We start from the raw sequence: 24,765 nt of genomic DNA, 5'->3' as shown, positions 1-24,765 counted from the left end.
GATGACCACTTAAAACGCCAGCAACCAGAGGCTCAAGCCCGGAAAGGCCACCAACAAGGCGATGCGCAACAGGTCGGAACACAGGAACGGCACAATGCCCCGAGCGGTTTCACCGTATGGCACATCCCCCGCAGTGCGCTGAACGATGAACAGGTTCATCCCCAACGGCGGATGGATCAGGCCGATCTCCACCACCATCAGCGCCAGGATGCCAAACCAGATCGACTTGTCGGTTTCGCTCATGCCGAAGAAGTCCAGGCCCATGATCATCGGGTAGAAGATCGGAATGGTCAGCAGGATCATTGCCAGCGAGTCCATGACGCAGCCCAGTAGCAAGTACAGGCCAAGAATGATCAGCAGTACCAGCATCGGCGCCAGGCCACTGCCAATCACCCAGGCGGCCAGCTCGCCAGGCATCTGGGTCAGCGCCAGGCCCGAGTTGAGCAGGTCGGCACCTAGCAGCACCAGGAAGATCATCGCCGTGGTTTCGGCGGTGCCGAGCATACTGGCGCGGAACCCGCTCCAACGCATCCCGCCCTGGAACACCGCGAGCAGGCCGCAAGCTGCCGCACCGATGGACGCTGCCTCGGTGGGGTTGGCCCAGCCGCCGTAAATACCGACGATCACTACCAGGAACACACCAATCACTGGCGACACCGCGATCAGTGCCTTAACCCGCTCGACCGCCGAAGCCTTGGGCGATACGGTCGCCTGGCTTTCATCACGCGAAACCATGATGCGCAGCACGATCATGTAACCGATGATCGCCACCACGCCCGGCACGATGGCCGCGACGAACAGCTTGGCAATCGATTCCTGGGTCAGTACGGCATAGATGATCAACGGTACCGACGGCGGAATCAGAATGCCCAGCGTGCCGCCCGCCGCCACAGTGGCGGTAGCCAGGCGTCCGGAGTAGTTGTGCCGGCGCAGTTCCGGCAACGCTACGTGGCTCATGGTCGCTGCCGTCGCCAGAGACGAGCCGCAGATCGCTCCGAAACCGGCGCAGGCACCGATGGCCGAGAGGCCCATGCCGCCTTTCCAGTGACCGATGAACGCAGCCGCACAGCGGAAAATCGCCCGTGACAAGCCGCCGTGAGTGGCGAACTGCCCCATCATCACGAACAGCGGGATCACCGCCAGGTCGTAGTTGGACAAGCGCGAGTAAGCCAACGAATTGAGGGTGTACAACAGGCTCGACAGGTCACCATCGTTGATTGCCCAGAAGCACGCGGCACCACCGACCAGCATGGTCACGCCGATATGCACCCGCAGCAACAACAGGCCTGTGGTAATACCCAGGGCAATCAGCCCCAATACCAGACCGCTCATGAACGCCTCCCGGCTTTACGACAGATATCCTGCACACGCGCCAGGGCGCACAAACCCAGCAGCACCAGGCTGGGCACGATGAGCAACAAGGGGATCCACAGCGGGAATGACAACAGCGTGGTGGTATCGCCAAACTCTCGGCTTTCCAGCATCTGCAGCCAGGTGCGCCAAGCCAGGATCCACGCAGCGGCACAACACAACAGGTGGCCGATGCCGTCCAGAGTGTCGCGCACCCCAGCCGGCAACCAGGAGGTCAGCGCATCCACCTTGATGTGGGTGCCACGTAACTCGCACAACGGCAGGAACGCCGCGATGGCAATCGCGGCCCCCACCTCGACCAGTTCCATGTCACCACGCACCGGCATGGAGAACAGCTTGCGCCCGATAATGGACACCATCGACATGGCGATCAGGCCGATCAACAGCAGACCGCCCGCCATGGCAAAGCCCTGGGTCACCCACAACAAGGTGCGACGTGCCCAGCCACGATGCTGCTCGGCATCGAACTCGATAGTCAGAGATTCCTGCATAGCGATTACTGCGCCAGGCCGGAGAGGCTGCGTACATCCTGTACCAGCGCGTTGCCATCCAGGCCTTTCTCATTGGCTTCCTTGATCCACTGCTGCACCGCGCCTGCTGCCGATGCCTGCATCTGGCTGTAAGCGTTGGCATCGATACTCACCAGCCCGGCCGCCGGGGTCGCGGCATAGGCTGCATCGGAAGCTTTGTCCCAGGCCGTGGCGAAGCGCTCGGACAACGCCTTGCCGCTGTTACGCTCGATGATCGCTTGCAGATCGGCCGGCAAGCTGTCGAATTTGCGCTGGTTCATCAGCATAGCCAGCACGGTGTAGCCAAAGGCGGGCTGCCCGGCCGGGGTCACGCTGTGGTACTGGGTAACTTCGTCGAGCTTGGTCGCGGGCACCACTTCCCAGGCGGCCAGGGCACCGTCGACCACACCTTTGGATATGGCTTCAGTCATTTGAGCTGGCGGCATACTCACCGGTGTTGCGTCCAGGCTCTCGACGGTTTTTGCCGCAGTACGGCTCGACGCCCGCAACTTCAAGCCTTTGAGGTCGGCCAGGGTCTGCACCGCCTTGCCCCGGGTGTGCAGGCTCATGCCGCCATCGCCATGCACCACCAGCACTTTGTAGCCTTTGAAGTCGTCTTTGGCGTACTGCTCGTAGAACTTCCAGATGATTTCGTTACCGGCCTTGCCGCCATAGGGCAGAACGAACGGCAACTCCAGCGCTTCGACGCGCGGGAACTTACCGGCTGAATAGGCAGGTGCCGTCCAGACGATGTCCGCTACGCCATTGCGCGCCATATCGGCGAGCTTGGCCGGGGTACCGCCCAGTTGCATCGACGGGTACAGCTGGCACTTGATGCGGTCGTTCGACTCCTGACGCAGCTGTTCGCACCACGGCTCGATGATGTTGGCCTGAGCATTGGAGGTCGAGGGCAGAAAGTGAGCGATCTTGAGGGTGACGGTTTCGGCCTGGGCCGACGCCGTACCCGCCATGGCCAGGAACAGGGCAGCAATTGTCATTGTTTTCATAGTGTTAGCTCCGTGTTGTTGTTGTGGCCACGCTGGTGCGATAGCGCTGAGGAAGCGGAATACGTTAATAAGTTAATTTTTTGACAGAGATTGTCAACCACCCTGCGCGCCGTCGTGACAATCGAACGTAGACTTCATCGTTTCGAAAAATCTATTTTTATTGTTATTTATCAATTGCTTAATTCATTTTTTCGAAGCAAAAAAGGCGTTTAGATCTTTTCATCCCATGAAAAAGACCATTGTTAATAACTTAACAATATGGCTACATGATTAGACACGGCCCAAGGACCCAATGCCGTTTAGACACGCCAACACCAATCCTAGAGACAAGAACAATGATCAGGATGCCCCGCACTACCCCGGCCCTCGTCTGCCTGTTTGGTACCGCCTGCGGCTTCAGCCAGGTGGCGACTGCCGACTTCTTCAGCGACACCAAGGCCAGCCTCGAAGCCCGTAACATGTACATGAACCGTGATTTCCGGCAAAGCAACGCGCCTCAGGCCAAGGCCGAGGAATGGGCGCAAGGCTTCACCGCACGGGTGGAGTCGGGCTTCACTGAAGGCACGCTGGGTTTCGGCCTGGATGCCATTGGTGAAACCGCCATCAAGCTTGACTCCAGCCGTGACCGTCGCGGTACCGGCCTGCTGGCCTATGGCGCCGACAGCCTGGAGCCGGACGATACCTACAGCGAGTTGGGGTTGACGGCCAAGGTGCGGCTGTCGAAGACGGTGTTGAAGGTCGGCACCTTGCAGCCAATACTGCCGGTAGCGGCCTACAACGACACTCGCCTGCTCTCCTCCACCTACGCCGGGACCCTGCTGAATTCACAGGAAATCGGTGGCCTGACCCTCAACGCCGGTCGCCTGGAGAAGGTCAATCTTCGTGACTCGTCGAGCAATGACGAGATGAACTACAACGGTGTCGAAAGCGCGCACCTCGACCTGGCCGGTGGTAGCTATGCAATCACCCCAAGCCTGGTTGCCAGTTACTACTATGCGCAGATGGACAACATCTACCAGCAGCACTACGCCGGCCTGGTACACAACGCTACCCTGGCCGAAGGCATTAGCCTGAAAACCGATTTGCGCTATTTCGACACGGGTGAAAGTGGCGACCATCGCTATCGCAGCGCTGGCCGCGTCGACGCTGGGCGTATCGACAACCGTTTCTTCAACGGCATGCTGACCTTAGGTATCGGTGCGCATAAATTCGGCGCGGGCTATCAGAGCCTGTCGGGTGATGGCGACTTTGCCTTCCCCGGCCTGGACCCGTACTCGGTCAACCTGGTGACGGTCAACACCTTCACCAAAGCCGAGACCGATGCCTGGCAAGCCCGCTACGACTACGACTTCGTGGCCCTCGGCGTGCCCGGCCTGACCTTCATGACCCGTTACGTCAACGGCCGTAACATCGAAACGGCGAAAGTCAGCGGCGGTAAAGAATGGGAACGGGATACCGACCTGGTCTACACCTTCCAGTCCGGCACTTTCAAGAACCTCAACATCCGCCTGCGCAACGCCACCTTCCGCTCCAGCAGTGGCCTGACCTCGGACATTGACGAGAACCGCATCATCATTGGCTATACCCTGCCGCTGATGTAATCAGTGGGAGCAGGCTTGCTGTAGGAGCGGGCTTGCCCCGCGATTGCTATGTATCTGACAAATCGCAATCGCGGGGCAAGCCCGCTCCTACAGTAAGCCCGCTCCTACAGGGTGCGTTGGCGCTGGCGGTACTCGCCTGGCGTGACGCCGGCATGGCGGGTGAAAAAGCGGCTGAAATAGGCTGGGTCTTTGAAGCCGAGCTGGTAGCAGATTTCGTTCACGGTGCTGCCGGTAAACAGCAGCAAGCGTTTGGCCTCCTGCATCAGCCGTTCGAACACCAGGCGCTTGGACGGCATGTCGGCAATGCGCCGGCAGACATCGTTGAGCCGCGCCTCGGTCACGCCCAACAATTGCGCGTATCGGCTGAGCGGTAAATGCTCAAGGTAGTGCGCTTCAATCTGCAAATTGAATCGCTGAAAAATGTGCAGGTCTTCGCTGCGCGACGACTGCGCAGTCAACGAACGCGCCGACAGCCGCAACAGGCTGATAAAGATCAAGCGCGTCAGCGCCTCCAGGCTCAAGGCACGCCCCGGCTGATTCGCCGCGAACTCGTTGCGCAATTGATCGAACAACAGATTCAAACGCGTCACCTCATCAGCGTATGCCTCATCGAGGTCGCCCACCGCCACGCAGATCGGCGCAATCCGCGCGCCAGCAGCCAGGCCCACGCTTTCTTCCAACAACGGCCAGACCAATTGCTGGCTGACCGTCAGCACATGCCCATCACTCTGTGCATCAGTGACAAAGGCATGTGCCACAGTCGGCGGGGTCAGGAAGAACATCGGCCCCTCTTGCAGGTAACGCTGGTCGTCGAGGTACACCCTGACCGTGCCGCTCTTGACGTAATGCACCTGAAAAAACCGGTCGTGCCGGTGCACGGGCATATTGCGGCCAAAAAAATCCGCCAGCTTGCCCAGTGCTTCGTAGTGCACTTCGGCATCGGCATAGCGCTGGTCGTAGGCCTGGCCGATGTGGATGTTGGGGATAGGCGGCCGGACTGCCATCAGTACTTGATCTGCTTCAACTCATCGAGCAAGCCGAGCAGCAACTGCAGCTTGTCTTCGCCGAACTGTTCAAGGATGCGCTGGTAGTTGCGCTCCATGTCTTCACTCATCGACACGAAACACTGCTGGCCCTTCTCCGTCAGGCCCACGTGCACGCGGCGCTGGTCCTGCGGCGAGCGCCAGCGGCGCACCAGGCCATCGCGCTCCATGCGCGACAACACGCCGGTCATGCTCGGCTTGAGGATGCAGGCCTGCTCGGCCAGTTGGTAGCTCTCCAGTTCGCCGTTCTGGCGCAGGATGCGGATGATCCGCCATTGCTGTTCGGTCAGGCCGTGCTGATTGAGCGATGGACGAAAGAACCCCATGGCCGCTTCACGGGCTTGCAGCAGGGTCAATGTCAGTGAGGGACGAGGTACAGGCATAAGGCTATCGGCTCTCCGGCCAAATAAAGGAAACAGTAAATGATTTAAGCAACAACCGGTGTGCCGAGGCAAACCGTCAATCATGTCTTGGCGTGAACCATGGCTTGACCATCGTTAACATATTAATTATAACATTAGCATGTTAACAATCTTCCGGCGACTGCCCTCCCCACAGAGCATCGCCTAACGCTATCAACGGCGGCTTGCCGCCCGATCCAGGAGTGAAGCATGCGTCGCGCCACCCGCGAAATTGCCACCGGCAGCCTGTTTGGCATCGCCTTGAACTACACCGGCCTGCTGCAAAGCCGTCTGGCCGAATTCAACCAGCCGCCCTACCAGCAGCCACCGGTCAAACCGGTGCTGTTCATCAAAACCCCCAATACCCGCAATGGCGATGGCCAGGCGGTGGTCGCGCCGAGCGGCGAGCGTTTGCAGCCTGGCCCGGCGCTGGGTGTAGTCATTGGCAAAGACGCCAGCCGCGTCAGCGCTGAGCAGGCCTTTGAGCATGTGGCCGGTTACCTGATCGTCAACGAATTCAGCCTGCCGGAAGACAGCTACTACCGCCCTGCGGTGAAAGCCAAATGCCGTGACGGCTTTTGCGCGCTGAGCAGTGAAGTGATTCCCGTGAGCGAGGTCGCCGACCCGCACAACCTGACCCTGACCTTGCTGGTCAATGGCCAGGTACGTCAGGAGAACTCCACCGCCAACTTCGTGCGCAGCATTCCTCAACTGATCGCCGAACTCAGCGAGTTCATGACCCTGCATGCCGGCGATGTGCTGATCACCGGCACCCCGGAAGGCCGTGTCGATGTGCAGCCAGGCGATCAAGTGGTCGTCGATATCAGCGGCTTGGGCCGCCTGACCAACACCATCGTCGCGGAATAAGGAGAGACCCATGAAACACGCCCGCATCCGCTACGAAAACCAGATCCACGCGGTGACCGTCGAAGCCGATAACGCGGTTCGTCTGCAGGATGGCCGCTTGCTCGCCGAAAACCAGGTGCAGTGGTTGCCACCCGCTGAAGGCAGTATGTTCGCCCTCGGCCTGAACTACGCCGACCACGCCGCCGAACTCGCGTTCAAGGCACCGACCGAGCCGTTGGCGTTCATCAAGTCGCCCGGCACCTACACCGGCCACAACCAGGTCACCTGGCGCCCAGACAACGTCAAGTACATGCACTACGAGTGCGAGCTGGTGGCGGTAATCGGTAAGCCGGCGCGCAACGTCAAGCGCGAAGATGCCCTGAGCTATCTGGCCGGCTACACGGTGTGCAACGACTACGCCATTCGCGACTACCTGGAAAACTACTACCGCCCCAACTTGCGAGTGAAGAACCGCGACTGCACCACCCCGGTCGGCCCGTGGATCGTCGATGCCGCCGATGTGCCCGACCCGTCAAAGCTGAAACTGCGCACCTGGATCAATGGCGAGTTGAAACAGGAAGGCAGCACCGCCGACATGATCTTCGACATCCCTTACCTGATCGAATACTTCTCCAGCTTCATGACCCTGCAGCCGGGCGACATGATCGCCACCGGCACGCCCGAGGGCCTGGCCGATGTCGTGCCTGGCGATGAAGTGGTGGTGGAAGTCGAGGGCGTGGGCCGTTTGGTCAACCGTATCGTCAGCGAAATCGAATTCTTTGCCGCACGCGGCTAACCTCAGAACACGAGAGACACACAGCATGATCAAGCATTGGATTAACGGCCGCGAAGTCGAAAGCCAGAACACCTTCACCAACTACAACCCGGCCACTGGTGAAGCCATCGGTGAAGTGGCCAGTGGTGGCGCTGAGGAAATCAACCTGGCCGTGGCTGCTGCCAAAGAAGCCTTTCCGAAGTGGGCCAACACCCCGGCCAAGGAACGCGCGAAACTGATGCGCAAACTGGGTGAACTGATCGACCAGAACGTGCCACAGCTGGCTGAACTGGAAACCCTCGACACCGGCCTGCCCATTCACCAGACCCGCAATGTGCTGATCCCGCGTGCGTCGCACAACTTCGACTTCTTTGCCGAAGTCTGCACACGCATGGACGGCCATAGCTATCCGGTCGACGATCAGATGCTCAACTACACCCTGTATCAGCCCGTGGGCGTGTGCGGCCTGGTGTCGCCATGGAACGTGCCGTTCATGACCGCCACCTGGAAAACCGCGCCATGCCTGGCGCTGGGCAACACCGCCGTGCTGAAAATGAGTGAGCTGTCGCCACTGACCGCCAACGAGCTGGGCCGCCTGGCACTGGAAGCCGGCATTCCGCCAGGCGTGCTGAACGTAGTGCAGGGTTACGGTGCCACCGCTGGCGACGCATTGGTGCGCCACTCGGACGTGCGGGCTATCTCGTTCACCGGCGGCACTGCCACCGGGCGCAAGATCATGCAGACCGCCGGCCTGAAAAAATATTCGATGGAACTGGGCGGCAAGTCGCCAGTGCTGATTTTCGACGACGCCGACCTCGACCGCGCCCTCGACGCCGCGCTGTTCACGATCTTCTCGCTGAACGGCGAACGCTGCACTGCGGGCAGCCGTATCTTTATCCAGGAAACCGTCTACGACCAGTTCGTCGCCGAGTTTGCCGCCCGCGCCAAACGCCTGATTGTCGGTGACCCGACCGACCCGAAAACCCAGGTCGGCTCGATGATCACCCAGGCCCACTACGACAAGGTTACCGGCTACATCAAGATCGGCATCGAAGAAGGCGCCACCCTGCTCGCCGGTGGCCTGGAACGCCCGGCCAATCTGCCTGCGCACCTGGCTAAAGGTCAGTTCATTCAGCCGACCGTGTTCGCCGACGTCGACAACCGCATGCGCATCGCCCAAGAGGAGATCTTCGGGCCGGTGGTGTGCCTGATCAAGTTCAAGGACGAAGCCGAAGCCCTGCGCCTGGCCAACGACACCGAATACGGCCTGGCCTCGTACATCTGGACCCAGGACATCGGCAAGGCCCACAGACTGGCCCGTGGCATCGAGGCCGGCATGGTGTTCATCAACAGCCAGAACGTGCGTGACCTGCGTCAACCGTTCGGTGGCGTGAAAGGCTCGGGCACCGGCCGTGAAGGCGGCGAGTACAGCTTTGAAGTGTTCGCTGAAATCAAAAACGTGTGCATCTCCATGGGTAGCCACCACATTCCGCGTTGGGGCGTGTGAGGTTGCACTCGCAAGAGTGACCCGACCGGGTTTATAACCCGGTTAGGGTCGCCAGTTTCCTGCGTGCAGACCAATCACAAGAATCAGGCCCCTGGGGGCCGCGCTAGGAGAAGTACTATGGGCAAGCTTGCTCTGGCTGCCAAAGTCACCCACGTACCATCGATGTACCTGTCCGAACTGCCGGGCCCGCGCCAGGGCTTTCGCAAGGCGGCCATCGACGGTCATATCGAGATCAGCCGACGGTGCCGCGAACTGGGCGTGGACACCATCGTGGTGTTCGATACCCATTGGCTGGTGAACGCCAATTACCACATCAACTGCGCCGCGCACTTCAAAGGGCTGTACACCAGCAACGAGTTGCCGCACTTCATCAGCAACATGGAATACGAATTCCCTGGCAACCCGCAGCTGGGCAAGCTGCTGGCCGAGGTGTGCAATCAGTTCGGCGTTGAAACCATGGCCCACGATGCCACTACCCTGGCACCGGAGTACGGCACCCTGGTACCGATGCGCTACATGAATGCCGACCAGCACTTCAAGGTGGTCTCGGTCTCGTCGCTGTGCACCTCGCACTACCTGAACGATAGCGCCCGCCTCGGCTGGGCCATGCGCAAGGCGGTGGAAGAACAGTACGACGGCACCGTGGCGTTTCTGGCCAGCGGCTCGTTGTCGCACCGTTTTGCCCAGAATGGCCAGGCGCCGGAATTCGCCACGAAAATCTGGAGCCCGTTCCTGCAGAACCTCGACGAGCGTGTGATTCAGATGTGGGAAAACGCCGAGTGGGAGGCCTTTTGCGCCATGCTGCCGGAGTACGCCGCCAAAGGTCATGGTGAAGGTTTCATGCATGACACCGCCATGCTCCTGGGTGCCCTGGGCTGGTCGAAGTACGACGCCAAGGCCGAAGTGCTGACGCCCTACTTCGCCGCTTCCGGTACCGGGCAAATCAACGCAGTGTTCCCGGTCACGCCACAGGACGGCTCAAGCCTGCCCCCGGCGCAGGCCTCCAACCCGGACGGCGTGGTGTCTACCAGCCGGCTCTGATCAATGCCCCGCACAGCGGCCGCCGCCCACACCGGGGCGACCCTGTGCTGGTCTTCCCCCAGGATAACCACCATGCCTCACCTGGTACTGCTCTACACCCCCGACCTTGAACAGCAGGCGGATATCCCCGGCCTGTGCCGTGCTCTGGCCGACAGCATGCTGCAGCAACGTGACGAGGCTGGCAAAGCGGTGTTCCCCACTGGCGGCACCCGTGTGCTGGCCTATCCGGCAGCGCACTGCGCCGTGGCCGATGGCAAGGGCGACTACGGTTTTCTCTACGCCAACCTGCGCATGGGCGCCGGGCGCAGCGCGACGGTACACAAGGCCGTGGGCGACAGCCTGCTGGCGGTGCTGCGCAACCATCTCGACGACCTGCTGCAGCAGCGCCCGGTGGGCATCACCGTGCAGATCGATCAAAGCCCCGGCCAAGTGTACGACGGTAAACACAGCAGCCTGCATCCCCTGTTCAACACGCATTCCTGAGGTTTCACATGCTTGACGCCACGCTCATCCAACAGGCCGCTGCCCGCCTCGACGCGGCGGAACGTTCGCGCGAACAGGTACGCCAGTTCTCGCTGGACTACCCCGAAATCACCATCGACGATGCCTACGCAATTCAGCGCGCCTGGGTGGCCCAAAAAATCGCCAGCGGGCGTAAGCTGGTCGGCCACAAAATTGGCCTGACCTCCCGCGCCATGCAGGTTTCGTCGAACATCACCGAACCCGACTACGGCGCGCTGCTCGATGACATGCTGTTCGATGAAGGCAGCGACATTCCTTTCGAGCGCTTCATCGTGCCGCGTGTAGAAGTGGAGCTGGCGTTCATTCTCGGCAAGCCGCTGAAAGGGCCGAACGTCACGGTGTTTGACGTGCTCGACGCGACCGAGTGGGTGATCCCGGCACTGGAGATCATCGACGCGCGCATTCAGCAGATCGACCCGCACACCAAGGCGACGCGCAAAGTCTTCGACACTATCTCCGACAACGCTGCCAACGCCGGTGTGGTCATGGGCGGGCGCGCGGTGCGACCGACCGAGATCGACCTGCGCAAAGTGCCGGCCGTGCTGTATCGCAACGGCGTGATCGAGGAATCCGGGGTGTCGGCTGCGGTGCTCAACCATCCGGCCAAAGGCGTGGCCTGGCTGGCCAACAAACTGGCGCCTTACGACGTAACCCTCGAACCTGGGCAGATCATCCTCGGCGGTTCCTTCACTCGCCCGGTGGCTGCCAGCCCCGGTGACACCTTCCACGTCGATTACGACATGCTCGGCAGCATCGCCTGCCGCTTTGTCTGAGCCTCCAGGGAGAAGCGCGGTTATGCAAATGCCCATCAACACCTTCAAGCAACGCCTGATATCCGGCGAGGCGCAGATCGGCCTGTGGCTTGGCCTGGCCGACCCGTACTGCGCCGAGCTTGCGGCCAACGCCGGATTCGACTGGCTGCTGATCGACGGTGAACACGCCCCCAATGACCTGCGCGGCATGCTCGGCCAGCTACAAGCCGTCGCGCCCTATGCTGCGCAAGCGATCATTCGCCCGGTTATCGGTGATACCGCGCTGATCAAGCAGATCCTCGACATCGGCGCCCAGACCTTGCTGGTGCCGATGGTCGAAAGCGCCGAGCAAGCCCGTGAGCTGGTACGCGCCATCCATTACCCGCCCAGCGGCGTACGCGGTGTGGGCAGTGCCCTGGCCCGTGCTTCGCGCTGGAACAGCATCCCCGGCTACCTTGACCAGGCTGATGAACAGATGTGCCTGCTGGTGCAGATCGAAAACCTCGAAGGCCTGGCCAGGCTCGACGAGATTGCGGCAGTCGATGGCGTGGATGGCGTGTTCATTGGCCCGGCTGACCTGAGCGCAGCCATGGGCCACCGCGGTAACCCCGGGCATCCTGAGGTACAGGCCGCGATTGAAGACGCCATCGTGCGCATCCAGAAGGCAGGCAAGGCAGCGGGCATTCTCAGTGCCGACCAGACCCTGGCGCGTCGTTACATCGAGCTGGGCGCGCGCTTCGTCGCGGTTGGCGTAGACACCACCGTATTGATGCGCGGTTTGCAGACCTTGGCCTGCGCCTTCAAAGACGCCCCGCTCCCCACCACCGGAGGTGGAGTTTACTAACGCGCACTGGTGGGAGCGGGCTTGCCCCGCGATTGCGGTCTTTCAATCACATCGCATCGCGGGGCAAGGGTACAGGCCGCGATTGAAGACGCCATCGTGCGCATCCAGAAGGCAGGCAAGGCAGCGGGCATTCTCAGTGCCGACCAGACCCTGGCGCGTCGTTACATCGAGCTGGGCGCGCGCTTCGTCGCGGTTGGCGTAGACACCACCGTATTGATGCGCGGTTTGCAGACCTTGGCCTGCGCCTTCAAAGACGCCCCGCTCCCACAGCAAGCCCGCTCCCACCGGTCAAGCCCGACCTGATATTTCTGTCAGTAGACCGCCACGCGCTCCCGAATGAATATAGGCCTGCACACGTTGGTACCAACGGAGTCTGGCCATGCCCCTGTTCACCTGGCTCGCGATCAGCAGCTACCTGCTGGCTTTTGTGATCCTTGCAGCCTTCGCTGTCATTTACCTGACGCGCACACAGTTCATGCCTTATCACCGTGATGCCGTTGCCCGCCCCTGGAGCGACCTGGACCCTCGCTTGCAGGTGCTCTTGATGGCGCTGATACGAATCGTCGGTTGGGCTTGGCTGGCCTTGGCTTGCGCAGGGCTGATGCTGCTCTACGGCGTATTCTTTGTGTCCAGCGGGCTGCTTCAACTCATCAGTTTTCAAGGGTTCTGTTTGTTGATGATCACGCCGGCAATTGTTGTCACCACCCGCGTTCGCCGCCAAACAGGCGCCAAGCCTCCTACATTGACCAGTGCCTTGGTGGCGCTATTGACCGTAGTGGGTTTTGTCTTCGCCCTGCTCGCCGGGCATCACACATAAACACCAGAGGAAGATTGAACATGGATAGGGACAATCCGTTCTGGCGCATGGTCGAGGGTAAAGATCCTCTACCCAATGCCGCCTACCTACTCGGCTGGTCGTTCATCGACTACATCCCTAAGCATCGACAAATCGAAGTTTCATTCAATGCACTGGCCACCTTCACCAACCCGCTGGGTGGTATTCAGGGCGGCATGATGACCGCGATGCTCGACGACACCATGGGCCCGACGGTTTATGCCAATCTTGAAAAAAACCAAGGGGCGGTCACCGTCAAATTGAGTACGTTTTACAAACGAGCAGCCAAGCCAGGGCACATCACAGGCATCGGCAGGCTGGTTAAATGTGGGCCTAAATACTGGTACACCGCTGGCATGCTCAAAGACAGTGACGACAACATTCTGGCAACCGCCACGGCAACGTTCAAAATCATCCGGTTGTAGGCGCGGCCATCAAGGCTTGGACAAAGCAGGACACAAACATTCATAATGAGACTCGTTTTCATTAGCATGTTTGCACCAAGGAGCTTCGGTGCCCCTAGCCTTGTCCACTGCCCGTCGTCAGCAACTGCACGACCTCTACACCGATCATCACGCCTGGCTGCTGAACTGGCTGCGCAAACGTCTGCAGCATCGCGAGACCGCTGCAGATTTGATGCAAGACACCTTCGTGCAACTGCTTGGCCGCCCCGCTGCGGGCGATGAGCTGCAGCAACCCCGTGCCTGGTTAACCACGGTCGCTAAAGGACTGATGGTTGATCGCCTACGTCGACAACGCCTCGAACAGGCCTATCTGCAGGTACTTGCCAGCCAACCCGAGGCGTTTGAGGTATCACCCGAAGACCGCCTGCTGTTGCTTGAAACCCTGGTGCGCATCGATGCCCTGCTCGATGGCTTGCCAGCCAACGTACGCACTGCGTATTTGCTGTCACGGCTGGAAGGCATGCCTTACCGCGATATCGCCGTGCACCTCGGGGTGTGCTTGAGTTCAGTGGAGAAGTACATGGCCGCCGCCATCCGCCACTGCTATCAAGCCCAGTTGTCATGAATTCCAGCCCGGTAGACGAGGATGTGCTGGAGCACGCCATCACCTGGATGGTGCGCCTGCGCTCAGGTGACGCCCCTGAAGAACTGTGGCAAGCGTGCAGCCGCTGGCGTGCGGCCTGCCCTCGTCATGAAGCAGCCTGGCAGGCATTGCAGGCCAGTGAAGGGCTGTTCGACATACCGACGCCCCAGGCACGCATTGTGCGCCAGGCCCTCGATGACGCTGGGCGCTCCCCGATTACCCGGCGTCATGCCCTGAAGCTACTTGGCTTGCTGGGTGCCAGCTGGCTGGTACTCAACACACCGCCATCAACGCCCGCTGGCTTTACCACCGCCGTCGGCCAGCGCCGTCAGTTGACCTTGGCCGAACATACCCAGTTGTGGTTGAACACCGACAGCGCGATTGGCCGCTCAAGCCCTGCGCAGCCTCTACTCATTGCCCTGCAACATGGGCAGATTCAAATAGCTCACCATGCACCGGGCCTTTCGCCCCTGCAGGTACGCAGCGGTGAATTGCTGCTGCACACCCGACATGCGCGCTTCGACCTTCAGCGCTTAGGGCGCCAACATCACTTGGCGATGCTCGAAGGCAACGCTGAGCTCCGTGTCGCCGGGCATCCTGCGGTTCAAGTGAATGCAGGTCAGCAGTGGCTGATCGACGCACACGGCCGGCAGCCACTGCCAGACACCCACATGATCCCTGGCACGTGGGTGGAGGGCCGGTTGGTGGTCAAACGCATTGCACTGGCACAACTGGTTGAAGAGCTGGGGCGTTACCGCCACGGCTGGCTGCAGTGCGCCAGCGAAGTCGCCAACCTGCCAGTGTCTGGCGTTTTTCAGCTGGACGATATCGAACGCACACTGGATGTGCTCAGCGCCTCATTGCCGGTGAAAACCCAACGACTGTCCCGGCTATGGGCACGGATCGTACCGGCCTGATTTTTTTTACGTCGGTGATTACGGGTTTCTGCGCGCCCTTCGACATAAGAGAAAAACACGCATTTGTCGAAGGAGCTTCACGTTCATGCATCACCGCAAACACCGCCTCGCGCTCATGCTCAATGCCGTCCTGGTCGCAAGCACCCTGCCCCTGACAGCCACCAGCGCGTTGGCCGCCAGCAGCGCAGCGACTTACAACGTGCAGGCGGCCACGCTGGAAGACGCCCTGAGCCAATTCGCCCAGCAAGCCGGCATCACCTTGCCCCTTGATCCAACACTGCTGGCAGGCAAGCAAGCACCCGCACTCCAGGGCGAATACGACGTCAAGCAGGCGCTCGATCGCCTGCTGCAAAACAGCGGGCTGAAAGCTCGTCAGGTTGGCGAACAGATTTGGGCGCTGGAACCTGTCAACAGCACCGCCCTGAACCTGGACAACATGGTGATCACCGCCAGCCAGACGGAGCACAGCGAACTCACCGCACCCGCCAGTGTCAGTGTGATCAACCGCGAGCAGTTGCAGCAGATGCAGGCACTGGACCTTTCCGAAGCCGTGGCCAAAGTCCCTGGGGTGAGCATTGCAGCGTCTTCCACCTATGGCCGCCACAAGATCAAAATGCGTGGCCTGGACTCTGACTACACCCTGCTACTGGTCAACGGCCGTCGCATCAACTCGCGTGACGCCCTGACCAGTAACTACGCCAACGATTTCGACCTCTCGGCCATCCCACTGAACGCCGTAGAGCGCATCGAGGTCATTCGTGGCCCGATGTCATCCCTGTACGGCGCCGATGCCATGGGTGGGGTCATCAACGTGATCCTGCGCCGTCCCGGCAACGAAGCCGAGGGCTCGTTGAGCTACAGCTATCACCACACGCCATCCGGCGAAGGCGGCGATGTGCACAACAGCACGATCTACACCGCAGGGCCGTTGATCAAGGACCGCCTGCTCGCCAACCTGTTGCTCGACGGCAGTGACCAGGCCGCCTGGAAAACCAGCATGACCTCGGACGACCGCGCCCATGCCCGCGAACAACGCCAGAACTGGGCGCTGATGTCCAACCTGATCTGGCTGATCGACGACAGCCAGGACCTGGAGCTGGACTTCAGTGCCCGCAACGACCAGCGCGACGGTGTATGGAACAACTCCAACGTCAACTTCCCGCGCAACCAACAGGAAATGGAACGTTTCACCTTTGGCCTGACCCACAACGCCCAGTTGGAGCAAGGCAACACCCGCCTGCGCTACTACCACGAACAGGTCAACCTCAACGACGACTCGCAACTGACCACCAGCCTGCGCGGTATGGTCGGTGATGTCCGCCAGCGTAACCAGACCATCGACGGGCAGATCAGCGGCGAGCTGGGCAACCATCTGCTGACCGCCGGCGCCGAGTACCGCCATACCCTGCTGGAGCACAACCAGAACCTCAACAATGGCGGCACCACCGACTTCCAGCGTGCGCTTTACCTGCAAGACGAAATCGGCCTCGGCGACCTGCGCCTGACCCTCGGCGGTCGTCTGGATGATCACAAATCGTTCGGTTCCGAGTTCAGCCCCCGTGCGTATGCGGTGTATTCGCTGACCGATGAGTGGGTAGTCAAAGGGGGTGTGGGCAAGGCCTTCAAGGCCCCGAGCATCAGCCAGTCCGACCCCAGCTATGCGATTGCCGCCTGCCGTGGTCGCTGTGTGGTGGCCGGTAACCCGGACCTGAAGCCGGAAACCGCAACCTCCTACGAAATCGGCACGATGTACCAGAGCGAACGGCTCGAACTGGGTGCCAACCTGTTCTACAACGACATCAAGGACATGATCCTCGCTGACGGCTGGCGTCGTGGCCACACGCCTTCGGTGCTGACCTACTACAACGTCAGCAGCGCCCGCACCCAGGGTGTCGAGCTGTTCTCTACCACGCAACTGAGCGACAGCCTGAAGCTGACGGCCAACTACACCTTTACTGAAGCCGAAGACCGCGACACCGGCGAGGAGCTGCGTCAGGTGCCAAAGCATACCGGTAATGCCGACCTCAACTGGCAAGTCAGCCAGCGCTGGCAAGCACAGCTGGGCTACCAGTACATCGGCAGCCAGGTGTTGCGTAACACCATCAGCAACACCGACGTAGACAGCGCCGCCTATCACTTGGTCAACCTCGGCAGCCAGTACCAACTGACCCCGCAACTGAGCCTGAATGGTGGCGTGAAGAACCTCGGCGACACCAAGCGCGACTCGGCCGCCCGTGACAGCGACTACATCGAGTTGAGCCGCACGTTCTATGTCGGTTTCACCTTGGCGTTCTGACACGCACTTGGATTGCTTCTTTCCGGCAGGCGAAGTGGGCGTCCGCGTCCACTCGTCGCATTGGCCAGTGCAACAGTCAATTTTCCAGCTCTTTTGGCGTGGCGATTGCACAAGCGGCCCCAGCGGCCCCGAAAAGACGTAATTCTGACGCGGCAGCGAGCAAAATTAACGTTTAAGGGTCGCTACGAAGCGCCTGCCCAGTCATCGGAGATGTAACGTGTCAACGCTCAGTGAAATCGCAATGAACCACGCGACCATGGTCAAACGGCTGGCGCAGGAAGCGATCATAGTCGAACAACGCCAGCCCCTCGTGGTGGGGGCGATCGAGGTTTCATCGATCGACACACCGCCCCCGCTACCGCTGCACTTTTTCCTCGAAGGTGCAGATTACGCCCTAGCGGATGGCCCGCAGGCCTCTGGCCTTTAACCGTCTGAGCATGGTCATCACCGGCCGCAGCAGCGCGGACCTGTCCATGATCGACAGGTCATGCAAGTCTGTGCGTGACGGCCGCTGATAACCCAGGTTCCAGGTGAAGTAATAGGCCTTCACGTCTTTTTGACTGTGGATCAGGGTATTGAGCGCCGCATCGTAATGCATCGGCCCGCCATCCGGATGCCCTGGCGGGCGTTGCAGAAGCTGAAGGAGAAAGTCTCTTAGTCGCTCGATGCACTGACCGTTTACAGCATAGAAATGGCTTAAATGCACGGGTCGATCGACCACTTTCCAGCTGGGAGAACTTGAGTCACCGTCAAACGGATGACCAAAGTAGACGATGTCCCAGTCCATTCCTTCTAGCGCCTCGACGGCCTGTTTTCCATAACTGGCGATGCATTTGGAAAACTGGATGTCGTCTTCCATGATCAAGATGTTGTTCAAATCTGCGTGTACGGCCTCTTGCATGATGCCCAGATGACTCATAAAACAGCCTCTGGCGCCGAGACTCGGGAAGCCCTCTAACTCGGAAGGTGTCACGGCCTTGAAAAAAGCAGTTTTGTCGTTATCGATGAGAAAACCGTTACGGGTGAAATCTTCGGTGGTTTCTAAGCGGCGGTCCTTTCTTGACACGATGTTGATGATTCTGGCTCGATCGAAGTAGTCGATCACATTCATCCGTCAGGTCCTCTGCGCAGGCATTAAGGGCATTTGGATTGCAGTATAGGAGCTGGTTGGCACATAGCCTGGATATTGAACTCAGTGGGAGCGGGCTTGCCGCGCGATTGCGGATTGCCAGTCGCATCGCATCGCGGGGCAAGCCCGCTCCTACAGGTTTCTAGGCTCTGGAGCAGGTGAGCGCGGCGTCCAGTAGCCGTCCGTGGTCATACCAGGCATCGCGCTGATAAGCCACATAATGATGCTGGCTGCCGTTGTCTTTGATTTCGACAAGCCCTGCGGCCTTGTTGGGGTCGGTGCTGTCGACGAAGAGTTGAAGTGTATTGTTTTCCTGCTGCGTATAGACCTTGGTATGTTTCGGAAGCTCGCCCTGCACACAACCCAGGTAACTGGAAGGATTATTCACAGTGGTACCCGAGGTGTTGTCTGGCCCCATCCGTATATCGGGGTTGTGTGCACAACCGGCAAGGAAAAACCCAATAAATAACGAAAATATAAAACCGCCGAACATCGGCTGTAACGCCGACACTTTCGCGGAACCTTTCATAGCAGAACCCTCCGACTCCCCCATTGAAAAATGGATATCAAGAGAGCAAACCATGTCGATTGCTCAAGACGACTGGGTTGAATCAGCCACTGCCTGTAACAGCCTGGGTAAATTATCCAAGGCTTGTTTTCGGGCTTGGGCAAACCGATTCAACACGGCCAACTTCGCAGGATCACCCTCCTGCAGGGCTTGCATGACGGTGGGCAACAGATGCAAATGACAACGCGCCAACCAACTGGACAAACCGGCGTGATGTTTCCATTGCCGTTGGTTATCAAGGTAGGCGGCCCACATGTTCAGCCAGTCTTGTGGTGAGTGAGGCGGTGGAACAAAGCCACACAGCTGATTCATCTGCACCTGATCATCGAGGTGGCATTCGACATAAGCGATCAGTGCCGCACTGAACAGCAGTTGATAACTGCTCACGGTCAATACGTTGACGCGATTGCCATCAAAGGCTTTCAGGCTACCGTGGGGAATAAAGGGCACAGCGCTCGCGCTGCAATCCACGTAAAGGGCGTTGGATACTGCCGCAATACTGCCCCGCTCCAGAGCGATGCGATCGGCCTCAATGGCGCAGACCCGCCCCAAACGCACCACATTTTCGATACGCCGCAGGGCATTCAATTCGGCCTGGGTAATGGTCGCAGCGCGAAAGGCGCTGGGCATTACTGAGGGGTCGAGGCGCAGCAGCTCGCCAGCGCGCTCAAGCCGGAGCATCAGGTCAGGCAGCGAGTCTGCAGCGCCGATGGCCTCAAACTGGTTGGCAAGGCTGCCAATGGTACGCAGCAGGTTCTCCTGACCCGGCTGAATATTGGCGCGGTCGAGAAACCAGCAATCGTTGGGGATGATCCATTGCAGCGTTGCCGGTGCCACGCCGTTGTGCAGCAGCCACAGGCAAGCATCGATGCCTGTCTTGCCGCCACCCACCACAACGTATCGCGCGTAGGGGTGCGCGACATTGACCAAGTCGTTCAGCGGTATGCAGCAGACACCGGGGCCTACCCGGTAGCGCGGTGGATGGGTGGACGGTACGGCGGTCTGCGCAATGGTTGCATCCACCACTTTTTTGCGCACCTGCACGGTACTGCTGTCGCCAGTCAGCAGGGAGGTGATGCTATGGCGTTCGCTGCGGTCGCCCTCGTAGCTGTGCATCGGCAAATAATGCACGCGCCCCGACGGCAAGAAGCGTTGCTGCATCAACTGGTCGAAGTAACTGACAATTTCCGCGCCCGACGCCAGCTCATACAAGCCGCCGCCCCACTCGGAATCGTCCTTTCGACCCGAGCCCAATGCGCGAGAGTTAACACCATAGAAGGCTGACGGCTGATGCAGACGGACAAAGGCGTAAGTGTCGTTCCAATGCCCGCCGGGTTGCGCATGACGATCGACCATCAGCACATGAGCATCAGATTCATCGAGCATAGTATCGACGAAGGCCATCGCTGTAGCGCCCGCGCCGATCACCAGATAATCCGTCGCCAGGGAGGTGTTCATGGATACGGCCTCACCACGTTGGAGTGACCTCTTCCATCCAATCAGGCTAGTTGTTTTGCGGCCGCCCACGAGAACAGTTGTGTCTAAACAAAATAGCCAACGGCAGTAACAGCGCCGCTGGCCGCTTACCTTACCCGTTGCCAAGGCCGTCATGAATAAACAATAATGCGATCAATTCCCATTTGAGCTTTGCATCATGCCGGCCGAGTCCTCTGCCCTGCCCGCCGCTGTCGGCGACCTTTACGCTGAACACAGCTCATGGCTGCGCGGCTGGTTACGCAAACGCATGGCCAATCACTGCGATGCCGCCGACCTGGTACAGGACACCTTCGTCAAGATCATCAAGGCGCGCAATGCGTTGGAAATCCGCGAACCCCGTGTCTATCTGACGACCGTCGCCAAGGGCCTGATGATCGACCTGTTTCGCCGTCGCTCACTGGAACAGGCCTACCTTGAAGCGCTGGCCAGCTTGCCTGCTGCCCATGTCCCCAGTGCCGAATCCCAGGCACTGCTGTTCGAAACTCTGGTCGAGCTGGACCGCCTGCTCAGCGGGCTCGGCGCCCGGGTGCGTCAGGTTTTCATCTTGTCGCAACTCGACGGCCTGACCTACCCACAGATCGCCCAGCAGCTCGGCATTTCCCTGCGCACGGTCAACAATCACATGGCCAAAGCCATGGAGCATATCTGCCTGTTGCAATGGGAACTGAACGAGTGAGCCTTTCGCCCACACCTGCGCAACGCGAGGCCATCCGTACCGCCGCCCGGTGGTACGCACAGTTGTCTTCAGGCACTGCCAGCAACGACGATCAAGCACAATGGCAGCGCTGGTACGACAGCGACCCCCTGCACCAACAGGCCTGGCAACGCATGCAGGCCGTGAGTAATACCCTCGGGCACCTGCCCCGACAGTTGGCTTCCTCGACACTGTTGGGCGCCGGACGTTCGCGTCGGCAGGTGCTCTATAGCCTGGCGGTGCTGCTGGGTGGTGGCACCCTTGCGACCCTGGGCTGGCGCAGTGAAGTGCGTCAAGTGTGGACGGCCACCCACCGTACTGCCGTAGGTGAACGCCGTAACCTGACGCTGGCCGACGGCAGCCAACTGATGCTCGACACCGATAGCGCTGTGGATGTGTACTTTGACGCGCAGCAACGCCTGCTGGTGTTGCGTCGTGGCCAACTGGCAATCAGCACCGCCGCCGACCCTGCTGCCCGCCCGTTTATGGTCGACACCCGTTTTGGTCGGGCTTTGGCGCTGGGCACCCGCTTCATCGTCAGCGTTGATGACGACAGCAGCGAAGTGGCTGTACTGGAAAAAGCCGTGCAGGTGTCGGCTGGCGCAGCACAGCCCGTGCGCCTGGAGGCGGGCCAACGGGTGGCTGTCGGGGCAACGGGCATCGGCCCTGTCCACAGTAACGATGCCTCGGTGGGCGCCTGGCAGGATGGCAGCCTGATCGCCATCAACCAGCGTCTGGACACCCTGCTCGCTCAACTGTCGCGCTATCGTCCCGGCTTTTTGCACTGCGACCCAGCCGTCGCAGCCCTGAAGATTTCCGGCGCCTTTCCGATCACCGATACCGACTTGGCACTGACAGCGTTGCAAAGCGCTTTCCCGCTCAACGTGCATCGCCGCAGCCGCTACTGGGTGACCGTTGCAAAACGCGAATGATTTTTTTTACCTGGATGTGCACTTTTGCGCAGGCTCAATCGGCTCTCCCTTCCATCTGATCAACCGAACGGTTTGGGGAAGGGAAACATGAGCAGTAAACAACGGGCGCACACCGCATTGGCCCTGACAGTGCACCTCTCATTCGGTACGGCCATCGCCTGGCCTGGAGTCGCGTTCGCCGAGCAGGTCAGCAGCAGCCAGACCCGCGCCTACACCATCGCCGCCGGGACCTTGACCGAAACCCTGAGTCAGTTCGCCAGCCGTTCCGGGGTGGCCTTGTCGTTCGATGGCGCCAGCACCCAAGGGCTACGTTCGCCAGGGTTGCAAGGCACCTACAGTGTCGATCAGGGTTTCGCAGTGCTACTGGCCGGCAGTGGATTGCAGGCCGTACGTCAGAGCAACAATGTGTACCTATTGATCTCCAGCAAGCTCAACGCAGGGTCGGTGGAGTTGGGTGCCACCACCATTCAGAGTCAGAGCCTGCAAACAGATGCCAAGGGTTACGCCGTCAGCGCCGCAACGGTTGGCAGCAAAGTGGCGACCTCGTTGCGTGAGGTGCCGCATTCGGTTTCGGTCATCACTCGCCAGCGTATCGAAGATCAGAACCTCAACAACCTGACCGATGTCATGAGCAAGATGACCGGTGTGTCGCTGCAAAAAGGCGGAATCTCCCAGGCGGCCATGGGTAACGAGAGCAACTTCTTCTCACGCGGCTTCGCCGTCTCCAACACCACCATCGATGGCGGTGCTCCGTTGACCACCTCGATTGCCGGCTATGGTTCGCTGAGCCAACTCGACATGGCCCAATACGATCGTGTCGAATTTCTGCGCGGTGTCGATGGCCTGTACTCCAGCACCGGTGATCCCGGTGGCACCATCAACCTGGTACGCAAACGCGCCCTGCGGGAAAACCAGCTGGCCTTCTCCGCCTCGGCCGGCAGCTGGGACAACTACCGCAGCGAGTTTGACCTGACCGGCGCACTGGTCGAGAGCGGCGACATCCGCGGGCGCCTGGGTATGGCCTATCAGGACAGCAAGTCGTTCCTCGACTACGTAGATACCCAGAACGCCCTGACCTATGGCTCGCTGGAGTTCGACCTGGCCGCCGACACGACCCTGACCTTCGGCGGCAGCTACCAGGACAACGACGGCGTACCCTACTTCGCCGGTCTACCTCGCTACACCAATGGCGACGACCTGAAACTGCCGCGACACACTGCCTACACCGCCGACTGGAACACGGTGCAGGAAAAGACCACCCAGCTGTACACCAAGCTGGAGCACAACTTCAATGCCGACTGGTCGCTGACCACCGACCTGAACTACGTCGATATCGACCGTGATTCCGCCGGCCTGTACTTCTTCGGCGGTGTTGATCCGCTCACGGGCAGCGGCCCGACCTGGCACCAGTTCCCGAACAAGGGCGGCAGCGTGCGTAAAACCGCTAATAGCTATCTCACAGGGGGTTTTGACGCATTCGGCTTACGCCACGATGTGCTCTTGGGTGTCGACTACACCCACACCGTTGGCACCGTCATACAGCGCACTGGCCGGATCCAGGGAATCCCGCTTGACCTGAGCGACCGCAACCCACCGGAAGATCAGGGCAGCACGCCGACCAAACGTCAGGATCTGCCCGAGATCCGCCGTTCAGCCTACGGCATGACCCGCCTGGCCTTGACCGAGGAGCTGAAATTGATCCTTGGCGGCCGCCTTTCCGACTACAGCTACCAGAACAAGCAGGACTTCGCCAACGCCCCGTCGTCGCGCCCATCTACCGAGCACAAGCGCGGTGTATTCACCCCCTATGCCGGCCTGACCTACGACCTCAACAACGCCTGGACTGCCTACACCAGCTACGCCGAAACCTTCACCCCGCAAGCGGGTTTCACCGACACCGACGGCGTGCAGCTCGACCCTGCCACTTCGAAGAACTATGAAATCGGCCTCAAGGGCCAATTGCTGGATGGCCGTCTGAACACCTCGTTCGCGGTCTACCGCATCGAACAGGAAAACAACGCCGTCTATGACGAACTCGGTACCGGCCCGGTTGGTAGCGAAGCCACGTGCTGCTACTTCAATGCCGGCCAAGTGGTGAGCAAGGGTTTCGATGCCGAGGTCAGCGGCGAAGTTGCCACCGGCTTGCAGTTGATGGCCGGTTACACCTACAACCGTCTCGAAGCCAAGAACGCCGAAGAAGGCCGTAGCACCTTCGAAGGGGTCACCCCTAAGCACCTGATCAAAGTCTGGGGTACCTACCAACTGCCTGGCGAGATGCACGACTGGAAAGTTGGCCTGGGTGCCATCAGCCAGAGTGCAACCTCCAAGCAAGGCACGGTATCACCGTTCAACCCCAACACCGGCAAGTTCGACGGCGACCCTGTGAACTACAAGTTCCTGCAGTCGGGCTACACCGTCTGGAGCGCGAGCCTGGACTACCAGATCGACAAAAACTGGTCGGCCACGGTCAATGCCAACAACCTGTTTGACAAAAAGTACTACTCGACGGTGGGTACCTCGGCGTACAACAACTTTTATGGCGACCCGCGCAACTTTATGCTGACCGTGCGTAGTAAGTTCTGAAGAGCCTCAGGTGGGCGCATAGCACCTGTGTTGAGGTGCCTGCCAAGT

General features: G+C 60.1%; 24 protein-coding genes and 1 pseudogene. 17 read left to right on the top strand and 8 right to left on the bottom strand.

Annotation, left to right across the window (positions count from 1 at the left end):
• Positions 1 to 9 precede the first annotated feature (9 nt).
• Genes E1573_RS19290 through E1573_RS19280 form a run of 3 tightly spaced genes read right to left on the bottom strand, consistent with a single transcriptional unit; the run spans position 10 to position 2,887 of the window.
• Positions 10 to 1,332 (bottom strand): TRAP transporter large permease, encoded by a 1,323-nt coding sequence (locus E1573_RS19290; protein ID WP_133216166.1) that lies wholly within the window; start codon positions 1,330 to 1,332, stop codon positions 10 to 12.
• Positions 1,329 to 1,862: a TRAP transporter small permease gene (locus E1573_RS19285; protein ID WP_133216165.1), complete on the bottom strand. Its 534-nt coding sequence runs from the start codon at positions 1,860 to 1,862 to the stop codon at positions 1,329 to 1,331. Before E1573_RS19285 ends, E1573_RS19290 begins: the two co-directional genes overlap by 4 nt.
• Positions 1,863 to 1,867: 5 nt before the next feature.
• Positions 1,868 to 2,887: a TRAP transporter substrate-binding protein gene (locus E1573_RS19280; protein ID WP_133216164.1), complete on the bottom strand. Its 1,020-nt coding sequence runs from the start codon at positions 2,885 to 2,887 to the stop codon at positions 1,868 to 1,870.
• A gap of 335 nt (positions 2,888 to 3,222) precedes the next feature.
• Here E1573_RS19280 and E1573_RS19275 point away from each other — a divergent pair, with 335 nt between their 5' ends.
• The gene (locus E1573_RS19275; protein ID WP_133216163.1) at positions 3,223 to 4,488 is read left to right on the top strand and encodes an OprD family porin; all 1,266 of its coding nucleotides are present in this window, start codon (positions 3,223 to 3,225) and stop codon (positions 4,486 to 4,488) included.
• Positions 4,489 to 4,592: 104 nt separating this feature from the next.
• Here the strand turns inward: E1573_RS19275 and hpaA are convergent, their stop codons facing one another.
• The gene (gene hpaA / locus E1573_RS19270) at positions 4,593 to 5,492 is read right to left on the bottom strand and encodes a 4-hydroxyphenylacetate catabolism regulatory protein HpaA (protein ID WP_133216162.1); all 900 of its coding nucleotides are present in this window, start codon (positions 5,490 to 5,492) and stop codon (positions 4,593 to 4,595) included.
• Positions 5,492 to 5,914, bottom strand: coding sequence for a homoprotocatechuate degradation operon regulator HpaR (gene hpaR / locus E1573_RS19265; protein ID WP_133216161.1), 423 nt, complete (start codon positions 5,912 to 5,914; stop codon positions 5,492 to 5,494). Before hpaR ends, hpaA begins: the two co-directional genes overlap by 1 nt.
• A 228-nt stretch (positions 5,915 to 6,142) precedes the next feature.
• Here hpaR and E1573_RS19260 point away from each other — a divergent pair, with 228 nt between their 5' ends.
• The 13 genes and pseudogenes from E1573_RS19260 (at position 6,143) to E1573_RS19200 (ending at position 17,314) form a co-directional block, all read left to right on the top strand.
• A complete protein-coding gene (locus E1573_RS19260) occupies positions 6,143 to 6,799 on the top strand; it encodes a fumarylacetoacetate hydrolase family protein (protein ID WP_133216160.1) in 657 nt (218 codons plus the stop codon).
• A 10-nt stretch (positions 6,800 to 6,809) separates the two neighbouring features.
• On the top strand, positions 6,810 to 7,574 hold the full coding sequence (locus E1573_RS19255; protein WP_133216159.1) for a fumarylacetoacetate hydrolase family protein: 765 nt from the start codon (positions 6,810 to 6,812) through the stop codon (positions 7,572 to 7,574).
• A 25-nt stretch (positions 7,575 to 7,599) separates the two neighbouring features.
• On the top strand, positions 7,600 to 9,060 hold the full coding sequence (gene hpaE / locus E1573_RS19250; RefSeq protein WP_133216158.1) for a 5-carboxymethyl-2-hydroxymuconate semialdehyde dehydrogenase: 1,461 nt from the start codon (positions 7,600 to 7,602) through the stop codon (positions 9,058 to 9,060).
• Positions 9,061 to 9,177: 117 nt separating this feature from the next.
• Positions 9,178 to 10,101, top strand: coding sequence for a 3,4-dihydroxyphenylacetate 2,3-dioxygenase (gene hpaD, locus E1573_RS19245; RefSeq protein WP_133216157.1), 924 nt, complete (start codon positions 9,178 to 9,180; stop codon positions 10,099 to 10,101).
• Between the two features lie 72 nt (positions 10,102 to 10,173).
• Positions 10,174 to 10,584, top strand: coding sequence for a 5-carboxymethyl-2-hydroxymuconate Delta-isomerase (locus E1573_RS19240; protein WP_133216156.1), 411 nt, complete (start codon positions 10,174 to 10,176; stop codon positions 10,582 to 10,584).
• Between the two features lie 8 nt (positions 10,585 to 10,592).
• The gene (gene hpaH / locus E1573_RS19235; protein ID WP_133216155.1) at positions 10,593 to 11,396 is read left to right on the top strand and encodes a 2-oxo-hept-4-ene-1,7-dioate hydratase; all 804 of its coding nucleotides are present in this window, start codon (positions 10,593 to 10,595) and stop codon (positions 11,394 to 11,396) included.
• Positions 11,397 to 11,418: 22 nt separating this feature from the next.
• Positions 11,419 to 12,219 carry a 4-hydroxy-2-oxoheptanedioate aldolase gene (gene hpaI, locus E1573_RS19230; protein ID WP_133216154.1) on the top strand — a complete coding sequence of 267 codons (801 nt, stop codon included), beginning with the start codon at positions 11,419 to 11,421 and terminating at the stop codon, positions 12,217 to 12,219.
• A gap of 69 nt (positions 12,220 to 12,288) precedes the next feature.
• A pseudogene (locus E1573_RS19225) lies at positions 12,289 to 12,522 on the top strand (hypothetical protein); the annotation flags it as partial.
• 76 nt (positions 12,523 to 12,598) lie between these two features.
• The gene (locus E1573_RS19220) at positions 12,599 to 13,036 is read left to right on the top strand and encodes a hypothetical protein (RefSeq protein ID WP_133216153.1); all 438 of its coding nucleotides are present in this window, start codon (positions 12,599 to 12,601) and stop codon (positions 13,034 to 13,036) included.
• Between the two features lie 20 nt (positions 13,037 to 13,056).
• Complete coding sequence (locus E1573_RS19215) at positions 13,057 to 13,479, top strand: PaaI family thioesterase (RefSeq protein ID WP_133216152.1); 423 nt, start codon at positions 13,057 to 13,059, stop codon at positions 13,477 to 13,479.
• Positions 13,480 to 13,567: 88 nt separating this feature from the next.
• Complete coding sequence (locus E1573_RS19210) at positions 13,568 to 14,083, top strand: sigma-70 family RNA polymerase sigma factor (RefSeq protein WP_256659582.1); 516 nt, start codon at positions 13,568 to 13,570, stop codon at positions 14,081 to 14,083.
• Positions 14,080 to 15,018 carry a DUF4880 domain-containing protein gene (locus E1573_RS19205; protein ID WP_133216151.1) on the top strand — a complete coding sequence of 313 codons (939 nt, stop codon included), beginning with the start codon at positions 14,080 to 14,082 and terminating at the stop codon, positions 15,016 to 15,018. Before E1573_RS19210 ends, E1573_RS19205 begins: the two co-directional genes overlap by 4 nt.
• An 85-nt stretch (positions 15,019 to 15,103) precedes the next feature.
• Complete coding sequence (locus E1573_RS19200; protein ID WP_133216150.1) at positions 15,104 to 17,314, top strand: TonB-dependent receptor; 2,211 nt, start codon at positions 15,104 to 15,106, stop codon at positions 17,312 to 17,314.
• Between the two features lie 394 nt (positions 17,315 to 17,708).
• Here E1573_RS19200 and E1573_RS19190 read toward each other — a convergent pair whose 3' ends face one another.
• The 3 genes from E1573_RS19190 to E1573_RS19180 form a co-directional block, all read right to left on the bottom strand.
• Positions 17,709 to 18,425 carry a glycosyltransferase family 25 protein gene (locus E1573_RS19190; protein ID WP_133216148.1) on the bottom strand — a complete coding sequence of 239 codons (717 nt, stop codon included), beginning with the start codon at positions 18,423 to 18,425 and terminating at the stop codon, positions 17,709 to 17,711.
• Between the two features lie 160 nt (positions 18,426 to 18,585).
• Positions 18,586 to 18,936, bottom strand: a complete 351-nt coding sequence (locus E1573_RS19185; RefSeq protein ID WP_133216193.1) for a hypothetical protein — start codon at positions 18,934 to 18,936, stop codon at positions 18,586 to 18,588.
• A gap of 99 nt (positions 18,937 to 19,035) precedes the next feature.
• Positions 19,036 to 20,469 carry an NAD(P)/FAD-dependent oxidoreductase gene (locus tag E1573_RS19180; RefSeq protein WP_133216147.1) on the bottom strand — a complete coding sequence of 478 codons (1,434 nt, stop codon included), beginning with the start codon at positions 20,467 to 20,469 and terminating at the stop codon, positions 19,036 to 19,038.
• Between the two features lie 196 nt (positions 20,470 to 20,665).
• Between E1573_RS19180 and E1573_RS19175 the strand changes: the two genes are divergently transcribed.
• From E1573_RS19175 to E1573_RS19165, 3 genes are all read left to right on the top strand, one after another.
• Positions 20,666 to 21,184, top strand: a complete 519-nt coding sequence (locus E1573_RS19175) for a sigma-70 family RNA polymerase sigma factor (RefSeq protein ID WP_133216146.1) — start codon at positions 20,666 to 20,668, stop codon at positions 21,182 to 21,184.
• The gene (locus E1573_RS19170) at positions 21,166 to 22,134 is read left to right on the top strand and encodes a FecR domain-containing protein (protein WP_133216145.1); all 969 of its coding nucleotides are present in this window, start codon (positions 21,166 to 21,168) and stop codon (positions 22,132 to 22,134) included. Before E1573_RS19175 ends, E1573_RS19170 begins: the two co-directional genes overlap by 19 nt.
• Before the next feature lie 87 nt (positions 22,135 to 22,221).
• The gene (locus E1573_RS19165) at positions 22,222 to 24,717 is read left to right on the top strand and encodes a TonB-dependent receptor (protein WP_133216144.1); all 2,496 of its coding nucleotides are present in this window, start codon (positions 22,222 to 22,224) and stop codon (positions 24,715 to 24,717) included.
• Positions 24,718 to 24,765: the final 48 nt, after the last annotated feature.

It is taken from the genome of Pseudomonas sp. H9 (assembly GCF_004353925.1).
GTDB lineage: Bacteria > Pseudomonadota > Gammaproteobacteria > Pseudomonadales > Pseudomonadaceae > Aquipseudomonas.
Note: the sequence above shows the minus strand (reverse complement) of the source record. Positions and strands in the feature narration are given on the sequence as shown.

Excerpts from the sequence above, each read along its gene's own strand:
- E1573_RS19190 (WP_133216148.1), bottom strand. The coding sequence starts at position 18,425 with ATGAATGTGATCGACTACTTCGATCGAGCCAGAATCATCAACATCGTG.
- E1573_RS19175 (WP_133216146.1), top strand. The coding sequence starts at position 20,666 with ATGCCGGCCGAGTCCTCTGCCCTGCCCGCCGCTGTCGGCGACCTTTAC.
- hpaR (WP_133216161.1), bottom strand. The coding sequence starts at position 5,914 with ATGCCTGTACCTCGTCCCTCACTGACATTGACCCTGCTGCAAGCCCGT.
- E1573_RS19205 (WP_133216151.1), top strand. The coding sequence starts at position 14,080 with ATGAATTCCAGCCCGGTAGACGAGGATGTGCTGGAGCACGCCATCACC.
- E1573_RS19275 (WP_133216163.1), top strand. The coding sequence starts at position 3,223 with ATGATCAGGATGCCCCGCACTACCCCGGCCCTCGTCTGCCTGTTTGGT.
- E1573_RS19165 (WP_133216144.1), top strand. The coding sequence starts at position 22,222 with ATGAGCAGTAAACAACGGGCGCACACCGCATTGGCCCTGACAGTGCAC.
- E1573_RS19255 (WP_133216159.1), top strand. The coding sequence starts at position 6,810 with ATGAAACACGCCCGCATCCGCTACGAAAACCAGATCCACGCGGTGACC.
- hpaD (WP_133216157.1), top strand. The coding sequence starts at position 9,178 with ATGGGCAAGCTTGCTCTGGCTGCCAAAGTCACCCACGTACCATCGATG.
- hpaI (WP_133216154.1), top strand. The coding sequence starts at position 11,419 with ATGCAAATGCCCATCAACACCTTCAAGCAACGCCTGATATCCGGCGAG.
- E1573_RS19185 (WP_133216193.1), bottom strand. The coding sequence starts at position 18,936 with ATGTTCGGCGGTTTTATATTTTCGTTATTTATTGGGTTTTTCCTTGCC.
- E1573_RS19215 (WP_133216152.1), top strand. The coding sequence starts at position 13,057 with ATGGATAGGGACAATCCGTTCTGGCGCATGGTCGAGGGTAAAGATCCT.
- E1573_RS19220 (WP_133216153.1), top strand. The coding sequence starts at position 12,599 with ATGCCCCTGTTCACCTGGCTCGCGATCAGCAGCTACCTGCTGGCTTTT.
- E1573_RS19290 (WP_133216166.1), bottom strand. The coding sequence starts at position 1,332 with ATGAGCGGTCTGGTATTGGGGCTGATTGCCCTGGGTATTACCACAGGC.
- E1573_RS19180 (WP_133216147.1), bottom strand. The coding sequence starts at position 20,469 with ATGAACACCTCCCTGGCGACGGATTATCTGGTGATCGGCGCGGGCGCT.
- E1573_RS19200 (WP_133216150.1), top strand. The coding sequence starts at position 15,104 with ATGCATCACCGCAAACACCGCCTCGCGCTCATGCTCAATGCCGTCCTG.
- hpaH (WP_133216155.1), top strand. The coding sequence starts at position 10,593 with ATGCTTGACGCCACGCTCATCCAACAGGCCGCTGCCCGCCTCGACGCG.
- E1573_RS19170 (WP_133216145.1), top strand. The coding sequence starts at position 21,166 with ATGGGAACTGAACGAGTGAGCCTTTCGCCCACACCTGCGCAACGCGAG.
- hpaE (WP_133216158.1), top strand. The coding sequence starts at position 7,600 with ATGATCAAGCATTGGATTAACGGCCGCGAAGTCGAAAGCCAGAACACC.
- hpaA (WP_133216162.1), bottom strand. The coding sequence starts at position 5,492 with ATGGCAGTCCGGCCGCCTATCCCCAACATCCACATCGGCCAGGCCTAC.
- E1573_RS19280 (WP_133216164.1), bottom strand. The coding sequence starts at position 2,887 with ATGAAAACAATGACAATTGCTGCCCTGTTCCTGGCCATGGCGGGTACG.
- E1573_RS19260 (WP_133216160.1), top strand. The coding sequence starts at position 6,143 with ATGCGTCGCGCCACCCGCGAAATTGCCACCGGCAGCCTGTTTGGCATC.
- E1573_RS19240 (WP_133216156.1), top strand. The coding sequence starts at position 10,174 with ATGCCTCACCTGGTACTGCTCTACACCCCCGACCTTGAACAGCAGGCG.
- E1573_RS19285 (WP_133216165.1), bottom strand. The coding sequence starts at position 1,862 with ATGCAGGAATCTCTGACTATCGAGTTCGATGCCGAGCAGCATCGTGGC.